The organism is Bacillus sp. CGMCC 1.60114 (assembly GCF_042676365.1).
GTDB classification, from domain to species: Bacteria; Bacillota; Bacilli; order Bacillales; family Bacillaceae_G; genus Bacillus_A; species Bacillus_A rhizoplanae_A.
On sequence record NZ_JBHTHG010000117.1, the window covers coordinates 497,144 to 515,361 of the forward strand.

The following is an 18,218-nucleotide window of genomic DNA, read 5'->3' on the forward strand; positions in this document are numbered from 1 at the left end:
AAATGAAACATATTTTATACTTTATGAAGCAATTGCATTCATTTGCAGGAAGAATTCTTTATGTGAATCTTTTCGGAATGGTTTTGATTAGTTTACTTGAAGGTATAGGGCTTCTTTTATTAATTCCTATGATAAGTATGAGCGGAATTGTCAGTATGGGGAGAGAGGATTCTCCTATTTCTTTTATTTTTAAACTTTTGCAGGAAGTTCCTAAAGTAACTAGCTTATCTTTTATGCTAGGTATATACGTTTTAGTAGTCGTTAGTCAAAACCTTTTACAAAGAAATTTAACCATTCGAGATGTGAAAATTCAACAAGGCTTTACTCGGCAGTTAAGATTGGACATTTATAGTGCTATTTTGCAGGTGAAGTGGAGTTTTTTTCTAGAAAAAAGGAAAACTGATCTTATAAATGCATTAACTTCAGAATTAGCACGTGTTAGCTATGGGATTAATCTTGTTTTGCAGTTTTTAGCTTCTATCGTTTTTACCTTCATACAGATTTGCATTGCTTTTTGGTTATCTGTTCAAATAACTATATTTGTTTTATTTTGTGGTTTGTTCTTTTCAATCGTCTCTCGTATTTTCATTAAAAAGGCTAGAATACTAGGGAGCAAAACATCTGAGTTATCGCAAAGTTATCTTTCGGGTATAACAGACCATTTTAATGGGATAAAAGATATAAAAAGTAATACTTTAGAAGGATCACAGTTATTATGGTTTCGCTCCTTAACGAAAAAAATGACAAACGAACAAGTTGAATACATGGAAATAAGGTCAGCTTCCCAGCTTTTTTATAAAATTTCGTTGGCTGTTCTAATTGTAGTTTTTATTTTTTTATCTGTGACGTTATTTCATGCTCAATCAGCGCAATTATTGTTAATTATTCTTATTTTTTCTAGACTATGGCCAAGATTTACAAGCATTCAATCCAATCTGGAACAACTAGCTGCAAGTATTCCTGCTTTTAAGTCGTTAATAGAATTACAGGAGGAATGTAAGAAAGCAGCGGAATTGCAAGATATAGAACAATGCTATAAATATGTAAAACCAATGTCTATAGAAAAAGGGATTGAATGCCGGAACGTATTTTTCCGTTATAATCAAAAAGAATCCTTATATGCTCTTCAAAATATTAATTTACAAATTCCGTCTAATTGTATGACAGCTATTGTCGGACGTTCAGGTGCTGGAAAAAGTACATTGATCGATATTTTAATGGGACTTATGCAGCCGGAAAAAGGACAAGTATTAATAGATAGTACTCCTCTCACAAGTGATAATTTATTGTCATTAAGAAGGTCCATTAGTTATGTACCGCAGGATCCATTTCTATTTAATGCAAGCATAAGAGAAAATTTGCTAATGATTGAACCGGATGCAAGTGAAGAACAAATTTGGGAGGCGTTGGAGTTTTCAGCAGCGGCTGAATTTGTAAGGAGGCTTCCGCAAGGGCTTGATACATTCATTGGAGACCGCGGAGTTAGGCTTTCTGGAGGAGAACGTCAGCGACTTGTGTTAGCACGAGCAATTTTAAGAAAACCTTCGATTCTCGTTTTAGATGAAGCTACTAGTGCTCTAGATACGGAAAATGAAGCGAAAATTCAAGCTGCTTTAGAAAGGTTAAAGGGAACGATGACTATTATCGTGATTGCCCATCGGTTATCAACGATTCGCAATGCTGACCAGGTGATTGTTTTAGACAAGGGAGAAATTGTTCAAAAAGGAGCATTTCACCAATTAGCAAAAGAAAAAAGAGGCATGTTTAGTAAACTGTTAGGAACTCAAGTAGAAGTTAGTGTCTAAAGATAGGAAGAAGTAAAGGCGATTATTAACAGCAGACTTTGACAGAATTGAAAATAAATTAATGGCACAATCTGCAGTAAATTCCAACATTTATGTGATGACAATAAAAGAATGTGAAAAAGTAGGCATCGTTAATTTTACAAGCATTAAATAAATTAAAATTAAATGAAATCATTTGCGGTACGTTAGGTGACCATTTACTTGAGCACTTCATCGAAGTGAAAGAAATTGAGTGAGATATGTTCCACACGCAAGTTCACCGCTGGGAATGTAAATATAAAAAGTGGGAAGCTTTGATATTATATGGTATCAGGGCTTTTTTATTGTGGATCATAAGTGAGGAATGAAGAAAAACCCCCACTTATGGAAGTTACACGTTATTTCCTTTGTTTTGAAGTATTAAACATTTTTGGGAGAGTCACGAACCGTGCTCCTTGAGATATAAGGTCAGGAATGAATTTGTCAAGAGCGTCTACAGAACCTTGCAGTTTCCCACCTGGTGCAGCGTGTTGCAAGAAAATACTTCCGGGGAAGGTATTCCCTAATACTGTGTTAGTAATTACCTGAGCGTTTAACCCTTTCCAATCTAACGTATCTACACTCCATTGAATAATCATAAAGTTTTGTTCGGAAGCCCATTTAACCTGATTTTCCTTAATAATACCATAAGGCGGACGGATAAATTTAGGGGAGTATCCGGTTAGCTTTTGTAATATTTTTTCTGTATTTAAAATCTGTTCATGATATTGTTCATCACTTATTTTCGCTAAGTTAGGATGGTTATAAGTATGATTTCCGACGATATGTCCTTCGTGAACAATCCGCTCTACAACTCCAGGGTATCTTTCGGCATTTTCACCTAATAGAAAAAATGTAGCTTTCACACCATGTTTTTTTAATTTGTCTAATACTTGAGGAGTATATAAGAGATCGGGGCCATCATCAAACGTGAGAGCCACTTCGGATTTATTATAAGGTCCTGAAAAAGCGTATGCATATTTTTCAACCCAAGGAAAAGGCGTCCATGATCCTCTCGTTGCTTCTTCTTTGGCTTGAATCTGAAAAGGAAACGGGGCTTGTGATGAAGCAGGAACTGATTTCATATAATCTAAATTATAAAATGGATTCTGAATTGATGAATATGAAACATTTGAAGGAAGAAAGCAAGGCGACATATGATTGTAGGGAGTGCCTTGAAAAGGCAATACCACTTTGGCTAGATGAAAAGAATACATTATTGAAATACCTCCTTAGGAAAGATAGAAATCTCTCTAAAATTTTTATATGTCAATAATTACAGTTTGGTTAGGAAAGAAAAAAGTACGAGTAGTTTGTTTATCACCCGTATTAATGGGTGATAAGATCTATATTTCAATCGAGTGGGAGAGATAAAGAAAGCTTTTGTTTGACTTAATTCTTATTTTATTTCAAAAAATTGGAATAGTACCTTGTAATATTCAGTACTAAATGGTATATTGTGGTTAATTAAGTACCTTGCATTGAACAGTACTGAGTAGGAAGGAGGATTGCCTTTGAATGTTCAATTTAAAAAAGGTGTATTGGAGCTTTGTGTTCTTGCGCTTGTAAGGAAACGAGATTGCTATGGCTATGAATTAGTTCAGCAAATTTCAAATAAATTTTTAATATCAGAAGGATCGGTGTACCCATTGTTACGTCGTCTAACGAAAGAGGGGTACTTTCAGACATATTTAAAAGAATCATCGGAAGGGCCTCCGCGGAAGTATTATCAGTTAACAGATCAAGGTGCAGAGCAACTATATACGCTTGTGACAGAATGGCGTGATTTTGCAAGGGGAGTACAAGAAATTATTGAAGAGGTGTAGCGAATGACTAAAGAACAATTTTTTCATGAATTATCAGAACACCTTAGAAGACTGCCAGAAGAAGAACGGAATGATATTTTGTATGATTACGAGGAGCATTTTCAATTTGGAATAGAAGAAGGGAAAACAGAAGCGGAAATTATAAAAGCGCTCGGTTCGCCTAAAACAATTGCTAAGGAAACGTTAGCATCTCATCGCTTAGAACAGGTGAAGCATAATCCAACTTTTTCAAATGTAGCAAGAGCGATTGTATCAATCATTGGACTCAGTTTTTTTAATTTAGTTGTTGTATTAGCTCCGTTATTAACAATCGGAAGTCTTATTTTGACACTTTGGACAGTTAGTGTTGTATTTGTTTTTTCACCTTTACTTGTGTTAACAAAAATTATTTTTGCTCAAATTTTTATTTTATCTGATGTATTCGTTTCTATTCTACTCTTCGGTATTGGTTTACTTTTAGGTATTGGTGCGTATTATTGTACAGTTTGGTTTAAAACGCTTTTTGTCAAATACGCCAATTGGAATTTAAAAGTAATTAAAGGGGAGTAGATAAAATGAGGAAGATTGTATTCATAGCACTTGTTTGTATTGTAATTGGAGGAATTGGTTTATTTTTTACAGGATCAGCCTTTTTTATAAAATCTGTGAATGGGTCAGCGGAAACAAAGAAATTAGAACAGAAACAATTTAAAAATGATCAAATTAAAAACATTAACGTTGACACAGATGTAGGAGATGTTGTAATTGAAAAAGGACAGACTGATGCATTTGAAGTTCGGTATAGCGGTGATCAGGAAAAACGAAAGTTAGACGTAAATGAGAACGGCGAAACGTTACAAGTGGAAGTGAAACCAAAAAGAAACATATATTTGACTTTTCCTTTTTTTCATTTGGTTTTAAAGATGAAAGCTTAACAGTTATTGTACCTGAACGTGTATACAATAAAATTGAATCAGAGTCGAGAGCAGGAAAGATCCACATGCAAGATATTCAAAGTGAAGAGATATCTGTGCATGCAGCAGCAGGAGATGTAGAAATGAAGCAAATGAAAGCGCAGAAGGTAAAAGTTTCATCTAGTGCGGGAAAGGTTGTTCTTCATAAAGTAGAAGGGAAAGTGCATGCAGAGTCGGCCGCAGGAAGTGTAGAAGTAATGCAGCATAATCCGCAATATAGTGTTGAAGCGGAGTCGTCAGCAGGAGATGTCAATATTCAGCTGCAGGAAATGCCGAAAGATGCTGTTGTGAAGGGCTCTTCTCATGCAGGAAATGTAAAGATTTTCGGGAAAGAAAATAAAGAAATTACTTTAGGTACCGGGAATGTACAGATTAGCGGGGAAACAGCAGCAGGGTCTGTAAAAATCGAGGCAAATTAAAAACAGACCAGCTTTGAACTGAACCCAAAAAGTTAGACACGGGTGTTAGGCAGCTCTCTGGGCATGAATCCGGTATTGAACCGGGCTCATGCCTTTTAATTTTACTTTAATCCGTTTGTGGTTGTAATAATCAATATAGTCCTCTAATTCTTCCCTAAAATGCTCCATACTTTCAAACTCTTTGAGATATAGTAACTCACTCTTTAATAAGCCGAAGAAGTTCTCCATGACTGCATTATCTAGACAATTGCCCTTACGAGACATACTTTGTACAATGCCTTGTTCCTTTAACACGTGCTGGTATGATTTCATCTGGTAATGCCAGCGATCTTTACTAAGTCAATGACTTTCCATTCATGCCTTAACTCATAAATCACTTGCGCTTTGTCTTGTTCTGTAACTTTTCCTTTTCTTGAATTAAGGCATGTAACTTTTTTAAATACGCATTCTCCATACGTAAACGCTCATTTTCCGCTCGTAACGCTTCTTCTGATCCTTGTACTGGTTGAGTCTTCTGTGGCTTTTTATTCATGGTTGGACGCCCCTTTGCCTTTAGTTGTAGAGCGTCAATCCCTTGTGTATCCACGAGATATTTCCACTACCAGACTGTTCGAGCAGAAGGAACACCAAATGTCGTAGCTGCTTCTAAATAGGACGCTCCCGTATCGTTCATATACTTGATTACGTCCATTTTAAAATGAATATCATAGTTTGTATAGGTTGAAAGCAATCCCTCTGTACCGTGTTTTCGGTAGTGTGCAACCCAACTCTTGAGTGGGCTAAGACTTACATGAAACCGATTCGCGACGGTTTGAAGAGATTCTGATCCCTCTAAATACGCTAGAACGGCCTGTAATTTTAATTCAAAAGAATATTTAGTCATAGAAAAAACTGCACCTCCAATTGTTAGTTGTGTCTAACGATTGGGGTGCAGTTCATAGCTGGTTTGTTTTTAATGTAAATGACGATAGACACCAATTACTTTTCCGATAACAGAAACGTTATCTAAAATAATAGGTTCTAAAGAAGGGTTTTCTGGTTGCAAGCGGAAATGGTCTTTTTCTTTGTAAAAACGTTTTACCGTAGCTTCATTATCTTCCGTTAAAGCGACAACGATTTCACCATTATAAGCAGATTGTTGCTGGCGAACAACAACTAAGTCTCCATCTAAAATACCTGCGTCAATCATACTGTCTCCGGAAATGCGCAACATAAATACTTGATCTGAGCCGGAAACGAGGTTTGCCGGAAGTGGAAAATGTTCTTCTACACTTTCAACTGCTGTAATTGGTAAGCCAGCTGTAACTTTTCCGACAATTGGTACGTGAACGACTGGTTGTGTATTCGTTTCAATGCGATCGTTTTCTAAAATTTCAATAGCTCTCGGTTTCGTTGGATCGCGGCGAATGTATCCTTTTTCTTCTAAGCGAGATAAATGTCCGTGCACAGTAGAGCTAGAAGCAAGACCAACGGCCTGACCGATTTCACGTACGGAAGGTGGGTATCCTTTTTCTTGTACCTTTTGTTTAATGAAATCGAAAATGTCTTGCTGTCGTTTCGTTAACTTCTCCATGTTTTTCACACCTCGTTTTCTTTAAATTTTCTTACTTGTATTATAACATGCGAAAAAATATTCTACAAACATAAGTTCGAACAAATGCTTAGTTTGTGATACACTATGATGTGAAAAGTGAGATAGAGAAGAGGGTATGAAATGAATGCGATTATTTATGCACGTGTGAGCACGACGAAAGAAGCGCAGGAAACATCATTAGCACGCCAAAAAGATGAATTATTGCATTTAGCTAAGCAATATCAGATGAATATCGTAAGAGTAGTAGAAGAGAAAGCGAGCGGATATAGCATAGAACGAGATGGTATTTTAGAAGTGTTAGATACCATTCGTGATGAACATGTTGATGTGCTTCTCATTCAAGATGAAACACGTCTTGGGAGAGGGAATGCGAAAATTGCTTTAATGCATTGTTTACACAAAGAAGGAGTAAAAGTATATACACATGCGCATAATGGCGAATTACAGCTTTCTGACTCAGATTCAATGGTACTTGATATTATTGGTATAGTAGAAGAATATCAGAGAAAGATTCATAATTTAAAGATTAAACGCGGAATGAAGCGAGCTGTAGAAAATGGATTTCGTCCAGAGAAAAACTTAAAGAATCGTCATTTAAGTACAGGGCGGGAGAAAATAGAAGTACCTATCGAAGAGATTGTTCGTCTGCGCCGCAATGAATTAACATTTGAAGAAATTGCAGCAACGCTTCGTGGTTTTGGTCATGATGTATCAAAAGCAACGGTACATCGCCGATATGTGGAGTATACGAAGCAATTGCTTGATAAACAAGAGTAACTATTGTATGATAATAATCAGTTTTTAGTAGAAAGGGGATTCGAGATGCTAAGTCACGAACTCATCGAACGCATTAATTTCTTAGCGAAAAAAGCAAAAACAGAAGGTTTAACTGAAGAAGAGCAACGTGAGCGTCAATCGCTCCGTGAACAATATTTAAAAGGATTTCGTCAAAACATGTTAAACGAATTGAAAGCAATCAAAGTCGTTAACGAAGAAGGCAAGGATGTTACGCCGAAGAAATTAAAAGAATTAAAAAAGCAAGATCGTGCAAAGTTAAATTAAAAAGATGGGCGTAGCCCATCTTTTTTGAGTTTCATAAAAAATTGTCATTTGATAACTTTCCAATTATGATTAGTCGTCGCTTCGATCGTTTGTCGTTCTAATATGTAATTCGCAATGAGCTCAGACATATCAATTGATATATCCTTTATAATGGGCTTATTTTGATACATGAAATAATTTCCACCGCCACTTGCACGATAATTATTCATGACCACATCATACTCTTGATGAAATTGAATCGGAGATCCTTCATATTGTAAGGAAACAACCCTTTCCCCAACTGGTTTTGAAATGTTTAATATGTATGAAATTCCTTCCCACATATCGTAATTATAATGCTGTGGTTTTGGTTCGATATATGTAGGATTTACAATGATATTTCCATTTGTATCTAATGAAAAATATTCAGCAGATAGCTCAAGGGCCTCTTTTATATCTTTTCCTGTAACACGAACGACCTTTAACGTATTGGGATAAATATAATTTGAAACAATATCCCTCATTGTAATGTGGTTTGGAAAGCCGGAAGATTCATTATGAAATAGGCTTGTACAAGAAATATTCACTCCAGCTGCATCCATTTGTACTTTATTTATAAATTCGATGAAGGGATGATCTTGCAAACGAGTTTGCATCGCATCGCGAATCACCATATCACCAATAATAGTACCAATGGGCTGATCTAACCAACGCTGAGTTTGTTTTTCATATGTAGAGACCAGTGAAAGTACCATTCCATCTGCTGAAACATTTTCCGTAGATAACAATTTAGAATAACATTCCTCGACAATCCATTGGGTATTATTCTTTTTTAAGGAGACATGTACTTTTCCTAATGATTTCCCATTGCTGCCGGCCTGTAGGACGGTTACACCATTTATTTTTGTATGAGCAATATAGCGATGTTGGTGTCCTGTTAACAAGACGTCGATTCCTTCTACTTCTTGACATATTGCATATCCTTGATTTTCTCCAGTTAAAACTTCTGTTGGCTCTCCAGTTTGTAGATCTCGTTCAAACCCTCCGTGATATGACACAATAAATAAATGAGGTTGTTCCAGTTTCCGAATATAAGAAACCCACTTTTTTGTTGATTGTAATGCATCTTCAAAAGTTAAATTTTCAATATGCTGCGGTTGTTCCCAGTTTGGGATGTAGTGAGTTGTAACCCCTAGTATCGCAATTTTTATATTAGGATGGATATGTTTAATGATATATGGTTTTCCAAAGTAGGGCTCCATTGTTTTTTTATCTAAAATATTAGCAGCTAGGTAGGGCATCCTTGCATTTGTAACTGCTTTGTTTAATAAGTCCATTCCATAGTTGAATTCATGATTTCCAATAATTGCTGCATCATAGCCGATATGATTGGCGACGATGGACATGGGGTGTTCTTCATGCTGCATATATTTGGCGTAGTAATAAGTAAACGGAGTTCCTTGAATGAAATCACCGTTATCGATCAAGAGTACATGTTCATTTTGGATACGTTCCTGCTCAATACGTGTTGCGAGTTTTGCTAATCCAAATTCTGCTTTTTCGTTATTTTGATAGTGAATAGGGTAAACCATACCATGTACATCACTTGTTAGTAAAATATTTACATTTACGACATTGTTCGAATTCAATAGCATCAACCTTCTTTATTGTTATCTTATGATAAATCATAACAAATAATCTTAATGAAATATTTTCTGAATGTTTAAAAAGTGTAAAATTTCCGTGAATTAATGTCAGTGCAAGAAAAAATGTGTTATATTTCTACATGTTTACAAAAAATGTTTATAATTTTGAAAATTGGAGTCATGTTTCTTTGTCAGACGGAGAGGATTTATTGCACGGGCTTGTTGATACGCTAGCGATTGCTGCTTTAGGAACGTTTATATATGCCTTTCTTTGTGTGCCGTTTGCATTTTGGGCAGCAACGAATATGAGTACAGAAAAAGTGACTTCCGGTTCAGGGAAATTTGTATTAAGTTTTATTCCAACATTCCCTGAATTGGTCATGGCACTTCTTTTTATAAAAGCAGTTGGCCCTGGTTCTTTTGCAGGAGTTTTAGTTTTAGGATTACATTCAATTGGGATGCTTGGGAGAGGCTATTGAAAATATTGATAAAGGTCCTAATGAGGCATTAGTTGCTACTGGAGCGAATCGTTTTCAAGTGCTTTGGTTTGCAGTTTTGCCGAAAATCTTTCTAGATTTTTCATCTTATACGCTGTATCGTTTTGAAATTAACGTCCGCTCTGCTGCTATTTTAGGTGTAGGGGGGATTGGAACACCATTAATATCTGTATTGAGCTCTCGAAATTGGCCTCGTGTAGGAATTATTTTGCTAGGGATTATTATAATGGTAATTGTCATTGTCATTGTCATTGTCATTGATTTCATTTCTAGCTCAATTCAAAAACGGATTGTATAAAGTTCAGCTTCCTTCAGTAGGATCGCAAATGGTGGAGCTTGGTAGTTTTTATTGAAAAACACCTTCTATTTCATGTGAATGAATAGAGGGTGTTTTTTATATATTTTTCTATTGACCCTAACGCTACGTTATACTTTATTGTAGGAAATGAGGGAGGGAAAAGCGATGACAATGAAAGTGAAAGAAGTAGCAAATTTAGTTGGTATTAGTGTGCGCACACTACATCATTATGATGAAATTGGGTTATTAACCCCGGAGGAGACGACCGAATCTGGTTATCGTCTTTATTCCAACGATAATTTGGGGACATTGCAACAAATCCTGTTTTTTAAAGAGCTTGGCTTCCCTTTACAGAAAATTAAAGAAATTATCAATGATCCCTCATTTAATCGGGAAGAGGCACTCGTTTTGCATCGTAAAATGTTGCTTGAGAAGCGCTCTAGACTCGATAAAGTGATTGCGACGATTGATAAGACGATTCAACATTCGAGAGGAGAAATTCAAATGACGAACAAAGAAAAATTTGAAGGATTTGATTTTATTCAAAACCCATATGAGCAAGAAGCACGCGAAAGATGGGGAAATGAAGCTGTTGACAAGGCAAATAAAACAGCTGCAAACATGACGAGAGAGAAACAAGAAGAATATAATGCAATCTATAGAAAACTTGCAGCACTTCGTAATGATTCACCTGAATCAGCACAGGCTCAAAAAGCAATTAAAGAATGGTATGATTATTTGCAGAACTTTGGTCATTATTCATTAGATGCATTTAAAGGTCTAGGGCAAATGTATGTCGATGATGAACGTTTTACAAAAAATATTGACCAATTCGGTGAAGGTTTGGCAGAATTTATGCGTGATGCCATGGCAGTGTATGCAGAGCGTAATAAAAAGTAAAATGTATATTTACAAATTTAAAGGTCCTATTCTCCATTTGGGAGAATAGGACCCTTTGTTTGTGGAATAAGAAAAAATTGGATTTTCTATTAGAAAATGAAGCGTGGTTATCAATCATGATCAAAATACGATATTTTAAATCATAAAAAAATATGTGTATCATTTCGGATGCAATGTTTAAAGATAATGAGGAATTATATGTAATTACTGATTGGTGCAAGAAATAAAGGATTTAGGGGTATAAGGAAGACTTGGAGATAAAAGTATGAAAATCTAAAGAATATAGCAAATTGAACTCCCGATACATCATGAATTTTAGTACGTTTTTTGAACAAATCTGAAAAAACATCAACATATTTGTCCGTACATGTTGTATAATCTTGCAAGGAAAGATATCATATAGTTGTGTAAAACGAAAACGTTTACTACTATAAGCGAAGGGAAGAATAGCATGTCACATTCAATCGAACAACTTTCTATCAACACGATTCGCACACTATCCATTGATGCGATTGAAAAAGCAAACTCTGGTCACCCAGGAATGCCAATGGGTGCAGCACCAATGGCATATACACTATGGACGCAATTTATGAAACATAATCCAAATAATCCAACATGGTTTAACCGTGATCGTTTCGTATTATCTGCAGGGCATGGCTCAATGTTACTTTACAGCTTACTTCATCTATCTGGTTATGACGTAACAATGGATGATTTAAAGAATTTCCGCCAATGGGGAAGTAAAACACCAGGTCATCCTGAGTTCGGTCACACACCAGGTGTAGATGCAACAACAGGTCCACTTGGACAAGGTATTGCAACAGCTGTTGGTATGGCAATGGCTGAAAGACATTTAGCAGGAAAGTACAACCGTGATGAGTATAACGTTGTTAACCATTATACATACGCAATTTGTGGAGATGGAGACTTAATGGAAGGCGTTTCTGCTGAAGCATCTTCATTAGCGGCTCATTTAGGATTAGGCCGTCTTGTTGTGTTATATGATTCTAACGATATTTCATTAGATGGTGATTTAAATCGTTCTTTCTCTGAAAGTGTAGAGGATCGCTATAAAGCATATGGCTGGCAAGTTATCCGTGTTGAAGATGGGAACGATATCGGAGCAGTTGCGAAAGCGCTTGAAGAAGCAAAAGCTGACGAAAAACGTCCAACATTAATCGAAGTAAGAACAACAATCGGATTCGGCTCACCAAACAAATCTGGAAAATCAGCTTCACATGGTTCTCCGCTAGGTGTAGAAGAAACGAAATTAACAAAAGAAACATATGCTTGGGCATTTGAACAAGACTTCCATGTACCAGAAGAAGTGTATGAAAACTTCCGTAAAACAGTACAAGATGCTGGGCAAACAGCAGAAGCTGAGTGGAATACAATGCTTGATGGTTATGCAAAAGCACATCCTGAATTAGCAGCTGAACTGCAAGCAGCAATGAAAGGTCTTCTTCCAGAAGGTTGGGATAAGAACTTACCAACATACGAACTTGGTTCAAAAACGGCAACTCGTTCATCTTCAGGACAAATTATTAATGCAATTGCTGAATCTGTACCATCATTCTTTGGTGGATCTGCAGACCTTGCTGGTTCTAACAAAACATACATGAACAAAGAAAAAGACTTCACAAGAGAAAACTACAGCGGTAAAAATATTTGGTACGGTGTACGTGAATTCGCAATGGGTGCAGCAATGAACGGTATCGCACTTCATGGCGGTTTAAAAACTTACGGTGGTACGTTCTTCGTATTCTCTGACTACTTACGTCCAGCAATCCGTCTTGCTGCGTTAATGAAACTGCCAGTAACATATGTGTTCACACATGATAGTATCGCAGTTGGAGAAGATGGACCAACGCATGAGCCAGTTGAACAGCTTGCAGCTCTTCGTGCAATGCCAAACGTATCTGTTCTTCGTCCTGCTGATGGTAACGAATCTGTTGCAGCTTGGAAGTTAGCGTTAGAATCTACAAACACACCAACAGCATTAATCTTAACTCGTCAAGATCTTCCAACATTAGAAGGTGCAAAAGATGATACGTATGAAAAAGTTGCAAAAGGTGCATACGTAGTTTCTGCAAGCAAGAAGGAAACTGCTGATGTAATTTTACTTGCAACTGGATCTGAAGTAAGCTTAGCAATTGAAGCGCAAACAGCATTAGCACAAGATGGTGTTGACGCAGCTGTTGTCAGCATGCCGTCTATGGACCGCTTTGATGCGCAATCTGCTGAATATAAAGAATCTGTATTACCAAAAGCAGTAACGAAACGTTTCGCAATTGAAATGGGTGCTACTTTCGGATGGCATCGTTACGTTGGTCTTGAAGGAGATGTATTAGGTATCGATACATTCGGTGCTTCTGCTCCTGGTGAAAAGATTATGGAAGAATACGGATTCACTGTAGAAAACGTTGTTCGCAAAGTAAAAGAAATGCTTTAATGATTTTGGAAAAATCTCTCCGGCATGGAGGGATTTTTCTATATAAAAGGGTTTATTCCGCTGTTCAGAGACGGTAAGACTCTAACTGGTAAGATGTTTCCATCAATAAAGTGAAAATCCATGTTGATGGAAGTGTCGCTTTATTCGACAGAAAAAGTTTTTTCTTTCTCCGCAGTCAGACAATCATTGCATATTTGTTTCTATATAATGAAGGGAAATGAAGTTGTCCAATGCGGGAGGGAAAGTATGAGAACGTATGAACTGTATTTAATTCAAGAAGATGTTACGAAGTCGTATTTCGGTCGTGAGTTTTTATTGTTTGATTTGTTTGCCCGTTTTGCGCAGTCTCGTTCCCTTTCAGAAAAGAAAGTGTTGTATAAACAAATGAAATATATTACATTGCCCTTACAAGTAATGAAATTACATCATAAAATGGAACAGGCACTGCGAACATACGGGAAATATGAAAGAAATGAGCATACGCATATTATATCTAATGAAAATGTGTATGGGAAAGTGATTATTAAGCCGCAGTATATTCGAATGCATACTTCCGAAAATGTTGAAATGGAAACAATTATTTTTGAAGTACTTAGAAAATGCGAATTAACATTTCTTGCGATGGATTATGAGAGTAAACAATACGGATGGTTAAATCCTCTCAAACAAGCACGTACTTATATATAAAAAATGTCGAATACAATCTTGTCTTATTGAAAAGGTTTTAGTACACTGTAAGGTAGACAACATGAAGGAGGAAAATATATGTCAATTTGGGTAGTTGTTCTAGTGGGCGTTTTAGCACTAGTAGCAGGCGTTGCGTTAGGATTTTTCATCGCACGCAAATATATGATGAACTATTTACAAAAAAATCCACCGATTAATGAACAAATGTTAAAAATGATGATGATGCAAATGGGACAAAAACCATCCCAAAAGAAAATCAATCAAATGATGAGCGCAATGAATAAACAACAACTGAAATAAGCGCTATAAAAGGCACTCGTATTCGAGTGCCTTTTTATTTTGTCCCTTAAAAATGTTTCAAACTTTTAAAAATTCAGTAATTTTGATAAACTGAAAACATCGCTCATTTGGGATAGGAGGTATATAATGAAAGTTTTTTTAGACTTGGCGTGGTTTTTTAAGCAGGAGAAACGAGCGTACATAACTGGGGTTTTTTTGTTGTTCGGTGTTGCTCTACTTGAACTTGTGCCGCCAAAAGTGATCGGTATCGTTATTGATGAAATTAGCAATAATGCATTAACAGCTGAGAAGCTATTACAATGGGGAGGGATCTTAGTTGTGGCTGGGGTGATGATGTATATTTTGCGTTATGCGTGGCGCATAATGATTTTCGGCTCTTCATTAAAGTTAGCACGTCAATTACGTCAAAAACTGTATAAGCACTTTACAAATATGAGCCCATCATTCTACCAAAAGCATCGTACTGGTGATTTAATGGCACACGCAACAAATGATATTCAAGCAGTTCAGCAAACAGCTGGTTCTGGGGTGTTAACGTTTGTAGACTCATTAGCGGTGGGCGGATGTGTTCTTGTTGCGATGGGGGTTACGATTAGTTGGAAACTAACACTACTTAGTTTAATTCCAATGCCAATCGTAGCGATTGCGACAAACTATTATGGAACGTTGTTACATCGTCGTTTTCATAAAGCGCAGCAGGCTTTTTCAGAAATCAATGATAAAGTTCAGGAAAGTATGAGTGGAATGAAGGTAATTCGTTCACTTGGCCAAGAAAAAGAAGATTTACAAGCATTTCGCGATAAATCGGAAGATGTAGTACAAAAAAATATTCTTGTTGCTCGCATTGATTCATTATTTGATCCAACAATTTCTTTAATTGTAGGTTTTTCTTTCTTAATTGCAGTGTGTTATGGTTCCGTATTGGTTATTCGTGGTGAGCTTACGATAGGTGAACTTATTACGTTTACTTCTTATTTAGGGACGCTTGTATGGCCGATGTTAGCGTTTGGTTGGCTGTTTAATATTATGGAGCGTGGCCGTGCTTCTTATGATCGTATTCAAAATTTATTTATGCAAGTGTCTGATGTAGTGAATAGAGAAGAGGCAAGTGAAGAAGTAGCAAGTGGCAATATCGAGTTTGATATTGAGACATTCTCGTATAAGAAAAATGAAGTAATAAATCTACAAGATATTCATTTTTCTTTACGAAAAGGGGAAACTTTAGGAATTGTAGGACGTACGGGAGCAGGTAAAACGACATTATTAAAATGTTTAATTCGAGAATATGATCATTTTGATGGAGGCGTGCGAATTGGAAAAACTGATATTCGAGATATGACACTACATGCTATTCGTTCCGCTATTTCATATGTACCACAGGATCATTTTTTATTTTCTACGAGTATAGGAGAAAATATTGCATTTGGAAAACCAAGTGCTACATATAAAGATATTGCACATGCTGCAACTATAGCGTGTATTCATGAGGATATTACGAAATTTCCAGAAGGATATGAAACAGTGGTTGGTGAACGCGGTGTTTCTTTATCGGGTGGTCAGAAACAACGTATTTCGATTGCGCGTGCATTATTAACAAATGCTGAAATTTTAATTTTAGATGACTGTTTATCAGCGGTAGATGCGAAGACAGAAGAAACGATTTTGGCGGCATTAAAGCGTGAACGCCAAAATAAAACGACTATTATTACAGCGCACCGCTTAAGTGCAATTCAACATGCAAATTTAATTCTTGTTATTGATGATGGAAAGATTGTGCAGCGTGGTACTCACGAAAGTTTAATGCAACAAGATGGTTGGTATAAAGACATGTATGAGAGTCAGCAATTAGAAACTCTAGTTGAGAAAGGAGGAGTATGATGCACGAGAAAAAACAAAGTGACTTATGGCGTTTATTATCATATTTGAAGCCGTATAAGAAACTGCTGACTGTTGCATTTTTATTTTTAGTTGGTGCAACTGTTGCGGAAATGATGGGACCTTTTTTAATTAAGATATTTATTGATGAACATTTAGTTCCGAAGAATTTTGAGCAAAATGTATTAGTGACGTTATTTGTTGTGTATATAATCTTTCATTTATTAAAAGTGTTCTTTACGTATTTGAATTTATTATATTTCCAAAATATTGCCTTCAAAATTGTGCAAGATATGCGTGTAGAAGTATATGAACATGTTCAAAGTTTATCGCTTAGCTTCTTTGATCGTACACCAATTGGAACGCTCGTTTCTCGGATAACGAATGATACGGAAGCAATTAAAGATTTCTTCGTAAGTGTATTATCTACTTTTGTAAAAAATATTGTATTTTTAATTGGTATTTTAATATCTATGTTTCTACTTAATGTGAAACTTGCTTTATTTTCATTACTTCTTATTCCAATTATGATTACGATTATGGCTTTTTATCGTCGCAAGAGTTCAGTCTTTTATTTAGAACTTCGCAATCAATTGAGTATATTGAATGCAAAGTTGAATGAATCTATTCAAGGTATGAGCATTATTCAAGTATTTCGTCAAGAAAAACGGATGCGTAAAGAATTTGAAGAAGTGAATGAAAAGCACTATGGAGCAGGACGTCGCAATTTGAAGTTAGATGCACTGTTTTTACGTCCGGCAACCGATCTTGTTCATATTATGGCAATTGTATTGGTGTTAACGTTGTTTGGAATTGATGCAATGCATAGTCCCGTTGAAGTTGGTGTATTATATGCCTTTGTTAACTACATTCATCGTTTCTTTGATCCAGTAAACGAAATGATGATGAAACTGTCTTTCTTCCAGCAAGCAGTTGTGTCATCATCGCGTGTGTTTCTTTTAATGGATGAAAAAGATTTAGCACCAGTACAACAAGGTAATGGAACTCCGCTCATGACGGAAGGGGAAATTGAGTTTAAAAATGTTACCTTTTCTTATGATGAAAAGCGCGATGTACTTAAAAATGTGTCTTTTCATGTAAAACCGGGGCAAACTGTTGCTTTTGTCGGGCATACAGGTAGTGGGAAAAGTACAATTATGAACTTATTGATGCGTTTTTATCATATAAATCAAGGAGAAATTGTAATTGATGGAGTTCGGTTAGAGAACTTTCAAGAGATGGAAATACGAAAACGTATCGGTCTTGTACTACAGGATGCTTTCTTGTTTGCTGGAACAGTTAAACAAAACATTCGCATGTATGATGAAAGTATTACGGATGAGGAAGTGGAAGAAGCTGCAAAATTTGTGCAAGCAAATGCATTTATTGAGCAGCTATCAGATCAATATGATACAGAGGTCGTTGAAAGAGGAGCGGCGTTTTCAAGTGGTCAAAGACAACTTGTAGCGTTTGCGAGAACTGTTGCTACAAATCCGAAAGTATTAGTACTAGATGAGGCAACAGCAAACATTGATACAGAAACAGAGGAAGCAATTCAAACGGCACTGCAGCGTATGCGAAAAGGGAGAACAACCATTGCGATCGCACATCGCTTATCGACAATTCAAGATGCTGACCAAATTTTTGTAATGCATGATGGTCAGATTGTTGAGAGGGGAACGCATCAAGAATTGTTGATGCAACAGGGTTTATATTACAGTATGTATTTGTTACAGAATAAAGGAAGCCTTCAGAAAGCCTTGTGAGAACAAGGTTTTGAAGGCTTTATTTTGTTAAAATGAGCATATGGGATTTAATACTGAATTTCTAGAGAGTTTTTAATAAGGATTGTATGAGATAAGGTAATTTATATTTAAATTAAATGTATATTCTTTGGATGTGTTGAA

The 18,218-nt window shown here is 36.2% G+C and carries 18 protein-coding genes and 3 pseudogenes; 15 read left to right on the top strand and 6 right to left on the bottom strand.

Going from position 1 to position 18,218, the window contains the following annotated elements; translation table 11 throughout:
- The first annotated feature begins 2 nt into the window (after positions 1 to 2).
- Both ACFQZ1_RS21030 and ACFQZ1_RS21035 read left to right on the top strand, forming a co-directional pair.
- Positions 3 to 1,805: an ABC transporter ATP-binding protein gene (locus ACFQZ1_RS21030; protein WP_377884099.1), complete on the top strand. Its 1,803-nt coding sequence runs from the start codon at positions 3 to 5 to the stop codon at positions 1,803 to 1,805.
- A 22-nt stretch (positions 1,806 to 1,827) separates the two neighbouring features.
- A pseudogene (locus ACFQZ1_RS21035) lies at positions 1,828 to 2,041 on the top strand (type I glutamate--ammonia ligase); the annotation flags it as partial.
- 141 nt (positions 2,042 to 2,182) lie between these two features.
- Here ACFQZ1_RS21035 and ACFQZ1_RS21040 read toward each other — a convergent pair.
- Complete coding sequence (locus ACFQZ1_RS21040; RefSeq protein WP_377884100.1) at positions 2,183 to 3,040, bottom strand: peptidoglycan-N-acetylglucosamine deacetylase; 858 nt, start codon at positions 3,038 to 3,040, stop codon at positions 2,183 to 2,185.
- A gap of 297 nt (positions 3,041 to 3,337) precedes the next feature.
- On the opposite strand from ACFQZ1_RS21040, the gene ACFQZ1_RS21045 reads away from it, so the two are divergent.
- The 4 genes from ACFQZ1_RS21045 (at position 3,338) to ACFQZ1_RS21060 (ending at position 5,021) form a co-directional block, all read left to right on the top strand.
- On the top strand, positions 3,338 to 3,649 hold the full coding sequence (locus tag ACFQZ1_RS21045) for a PadR family transcriptional regulator (protein WP_377884101.1): 312 nt from the start codon (positions 3,338 to 3,340) through the stop codon (positions 3,647 to 3,649).
- Between the two features lie 3 nt (positions 3,650 to 3,652).
- Positions 3,653 to 4,198 carry an HAAS signaling domain-containing protein gene (locus ACFQZ1_RS21050; protein ID WP_377884102.1) on the top strand — a complete coding sequence of 182 codons (546 nt, stop codon included), beginning with the start codon at positions 3,653 to 3,655 and terminating at the stop codon, positions 4,196 to 4,198.
- Between the two features lie 5 nt (positions 4,199 to 4,203).
- Complete coding sequence (locus tag ACFQZ1_RS21055) at positions 4,204 to 4,563, top strand: DUF4097 family beta strand repeat-containing protein (protein ID WP_377884103.1); 360 nt, start codon at positions 4,204 to 4,206, stop codon at positions 4,561 to 4,563.
- A 65-nt stretch (positions 4,564 to 4,628) separates the two neighbouring features.
- Positions 4,629 to 5,021: a DUF4097 family beta strand repeat-containing protein gene (locus tag ACFQZ1_RS21060; RefSeq protein WP_377884104.1), complete on the top strand. Its 393-nt coding sequence runs from the start codon at positions 4,629 to 4,631 to the stop codon at positions 5,019 to 5,021.
- A 45-nt stretch (positions 5,022 to 5,066) separates the two neighbouring features.
- On the opposite strand, the pseudogene ACFQZ1_RS21065 reads toward ACFQZ1_RS21060, so the two are convergent.
- From ACFQZ1_RS21065 to lexA, 4 genes and pseudogenes are all read right to left on the bottom strand, one after another.
- Positions 5,067 to 5,357, bottom strand: a pseudogene (locus ACFQZ1_RS21065) (IS3 family transposase); the annotation flags it as partial.
- 37 nt (positions 5,358 to 5,394) lie between these two features.
- Positions 5,395 to 5,553 (bottom strand): hypothetical protein, encoded by a 159-nt coding sequence (locus ACFQZ1_RS21070; RefSeq protein WP_377884105.1) that lies wholly within the window; start codon positions 5,551 to 5,553, stop codon positions 5,395 to 5,397.
- A 66-nt stretch (positions 5,554 to 5,619) separates the two neighbouring features.
- Positions 5,620 to 5,904: a helix-turn-helix domain-containing protein gene (locus tag ACFQZ1_RS21075; RefSeq protein WP_377884106.1), complete on the bottom strand. Its 285-nt coding sequence runs from the start codon at positions 5,902 to 5,904 to the stop codon at positions 5,620 to 5,622.
- 69 nt (positions 5,905 to 5,973) lie between these two features.
- Positions 5,974 to 6,594 (bottom strand): transcriptional repressor LexA, encoded by a 621-nt coding sequence (gene lexA, locus ACFQZ1_RS21080; RefSeq protein WP_377884107.1) that lies wholly within the window; start codon positions 6,592 to 6,594, stop codon positions 5,974 to 5,976.
- Positions 6,595 to 6,735: 141 nt separating this feature from the next.
- Here lexA and ACFQZ1_RS21085 point away from each other — a divergent pair, with 141 nt between their 5' ends.
- Both ACFQZ1_RS21085 and ACFQZ1_RS21090 read left to right on the top strand, forming a co-directional pair.
- Positions 6,736 to 7,392: a YneB family resolvase-like protein gene (locus ACFQZ1_RS21085; protein ID WP_377884108.1), complete on the top strand. Its 657-nt coding sequence runs from the start codon at positions 6,736 to 6,738 to the stop codon at positions 7,390 to 7,392.
- Between the two features lie 45 nt (positions 7,393 to 7,437).
- Positions 7,438 to 7,677 carry a DUF896 domain-containing protein gene (locus tag ACFQZ1_RS21090; RefSeq protein ID WP_377884109.1) on the top strand — a complete coding sequence of 80 codons (240 nt, stop codon included), beginning with the start codon at positions 7,438 to 7,440 and terminating at the stop codon, positions 7,675 to 7,677.
- A gap of 44 nt (positions 7,678 to 7,721) precedes the next feature.
- Here the strand turns inward: ACFQZ1_RS21090 and ACFQZ1_RS21095 are convergent, their stop codons facing one another.
- Positions 7,722 to 9,311 (bottom strand): bifunctional metallophosphatase/5'-nucleotidase, encoded by a 1,590-nt coding sequence (locus ACFQZ1_RS21095; protein WP_377884110.1) that lies wholly within the window; start codon positions 9,309 to 9,311, stop codon positions 7,722 to 7,724.
- 161 nt (positions 9,312 to 9,472) lie between these two features.
- On the opposite strand from ACFQZ1_RS21095, the pseudogene ACFQZ1_RS21100 reads away from it, so the two are divergent.
- The 7 genes and pseudogenes from ACFQZ1_RS21100 to ACFQZ1_RS21130 form a co-directional block, all read left to right on the top strand.
- Positions 9,473 to 10,097: pseudogene (locus ACFQZ1_RS21100) on the top strand (PhnE/PtxC family ABC transporter permease); the annotation flags it as partial.
- 165 nt (positions 10,098 to 10,262) lie between these two features.
- Positions 10,263 to 10,997, top strand: a complete 735-nt coding sequence (locus tag ACFQZ1_RS21105; RefSeq protein WP_377884111.1) for a MerR family transcriptional regulator — start codon at positions 10,263 to 10,265, stop codon at positions 10,995 to 10,997.
- 451 nt (positions 10,998 to 11,448) lie between these two features.
- Positions 11,449 to 13,449, top strand: a complete 2,001-nt coding sequence (tkt, locus tag ACFQZ1_RS21110) for a transketolase (RefSeq protein ID WP_377884112.1) — start codon at positions 11,449 to 11,451, stop codon at positions 13,447 to 13,449.
- A 246-nt stretch (positions 13,450 to 13,695) separates the two neighbouring features.
- Positions 13,696 to 14,136 carry a sporulation inhibitor of replication protein SirA gene (sirA, locus tag ACFQZ1_RS21115; protein WP_377884113.1) on the top strand — a complete coding sequence of 147 codons (441 nt, stop codon included), beginning with the start codon at positions 13,696 to 13,698 and terminating at the stop codon, positions 14,134 to 14,136.
- Positions 14,137 to 14,214: 78 nt separating this feature from the next.
- The gene (locus ACFQZ1_RS21120; RefSeq protein ID WP_098309636.1) at positions 14,215 to 14,436 is read left to right on the top strand and encodes a YneF family protein; all 222 of its coding nucleotides are present in this window, start codon (positions 14,215 to 14,217) and stop codon (positions 14,434 to 14,436) included.
- A gap of 126 nt (positions 14,437 to 14,562) precedes the next feature.
- A complete protein-coding gene (locus tag ACFQZ1_RS21125) occupies positions 14,563 to 16,314 on the top strand; it encodes an ABC transporter transmembrane domain-containing protein (protein WP_377884114.1) in 1,752 nt (583 codons plus the stop codon).
- Positions 16,314 to 18,077: an ABC transporter ATP-binding protein gene (locus ACFQZ1_RS21130; RefSeq protein ID WP_377884115.1), complete on the top strand. Its 1,764-nt coding sequence runs from the start codon at positions 16,314 to 16,316 to the stop codon at positions 18,075 to 18,077. The genes ACFQZ1_RS21125 and ACFQZ1_RS21130 overlap by 1 nt, the downstream gene beginning before the upstream one ends.
- Positions 18,078 to 18,218: the final 141 nt, after the last annotated feature.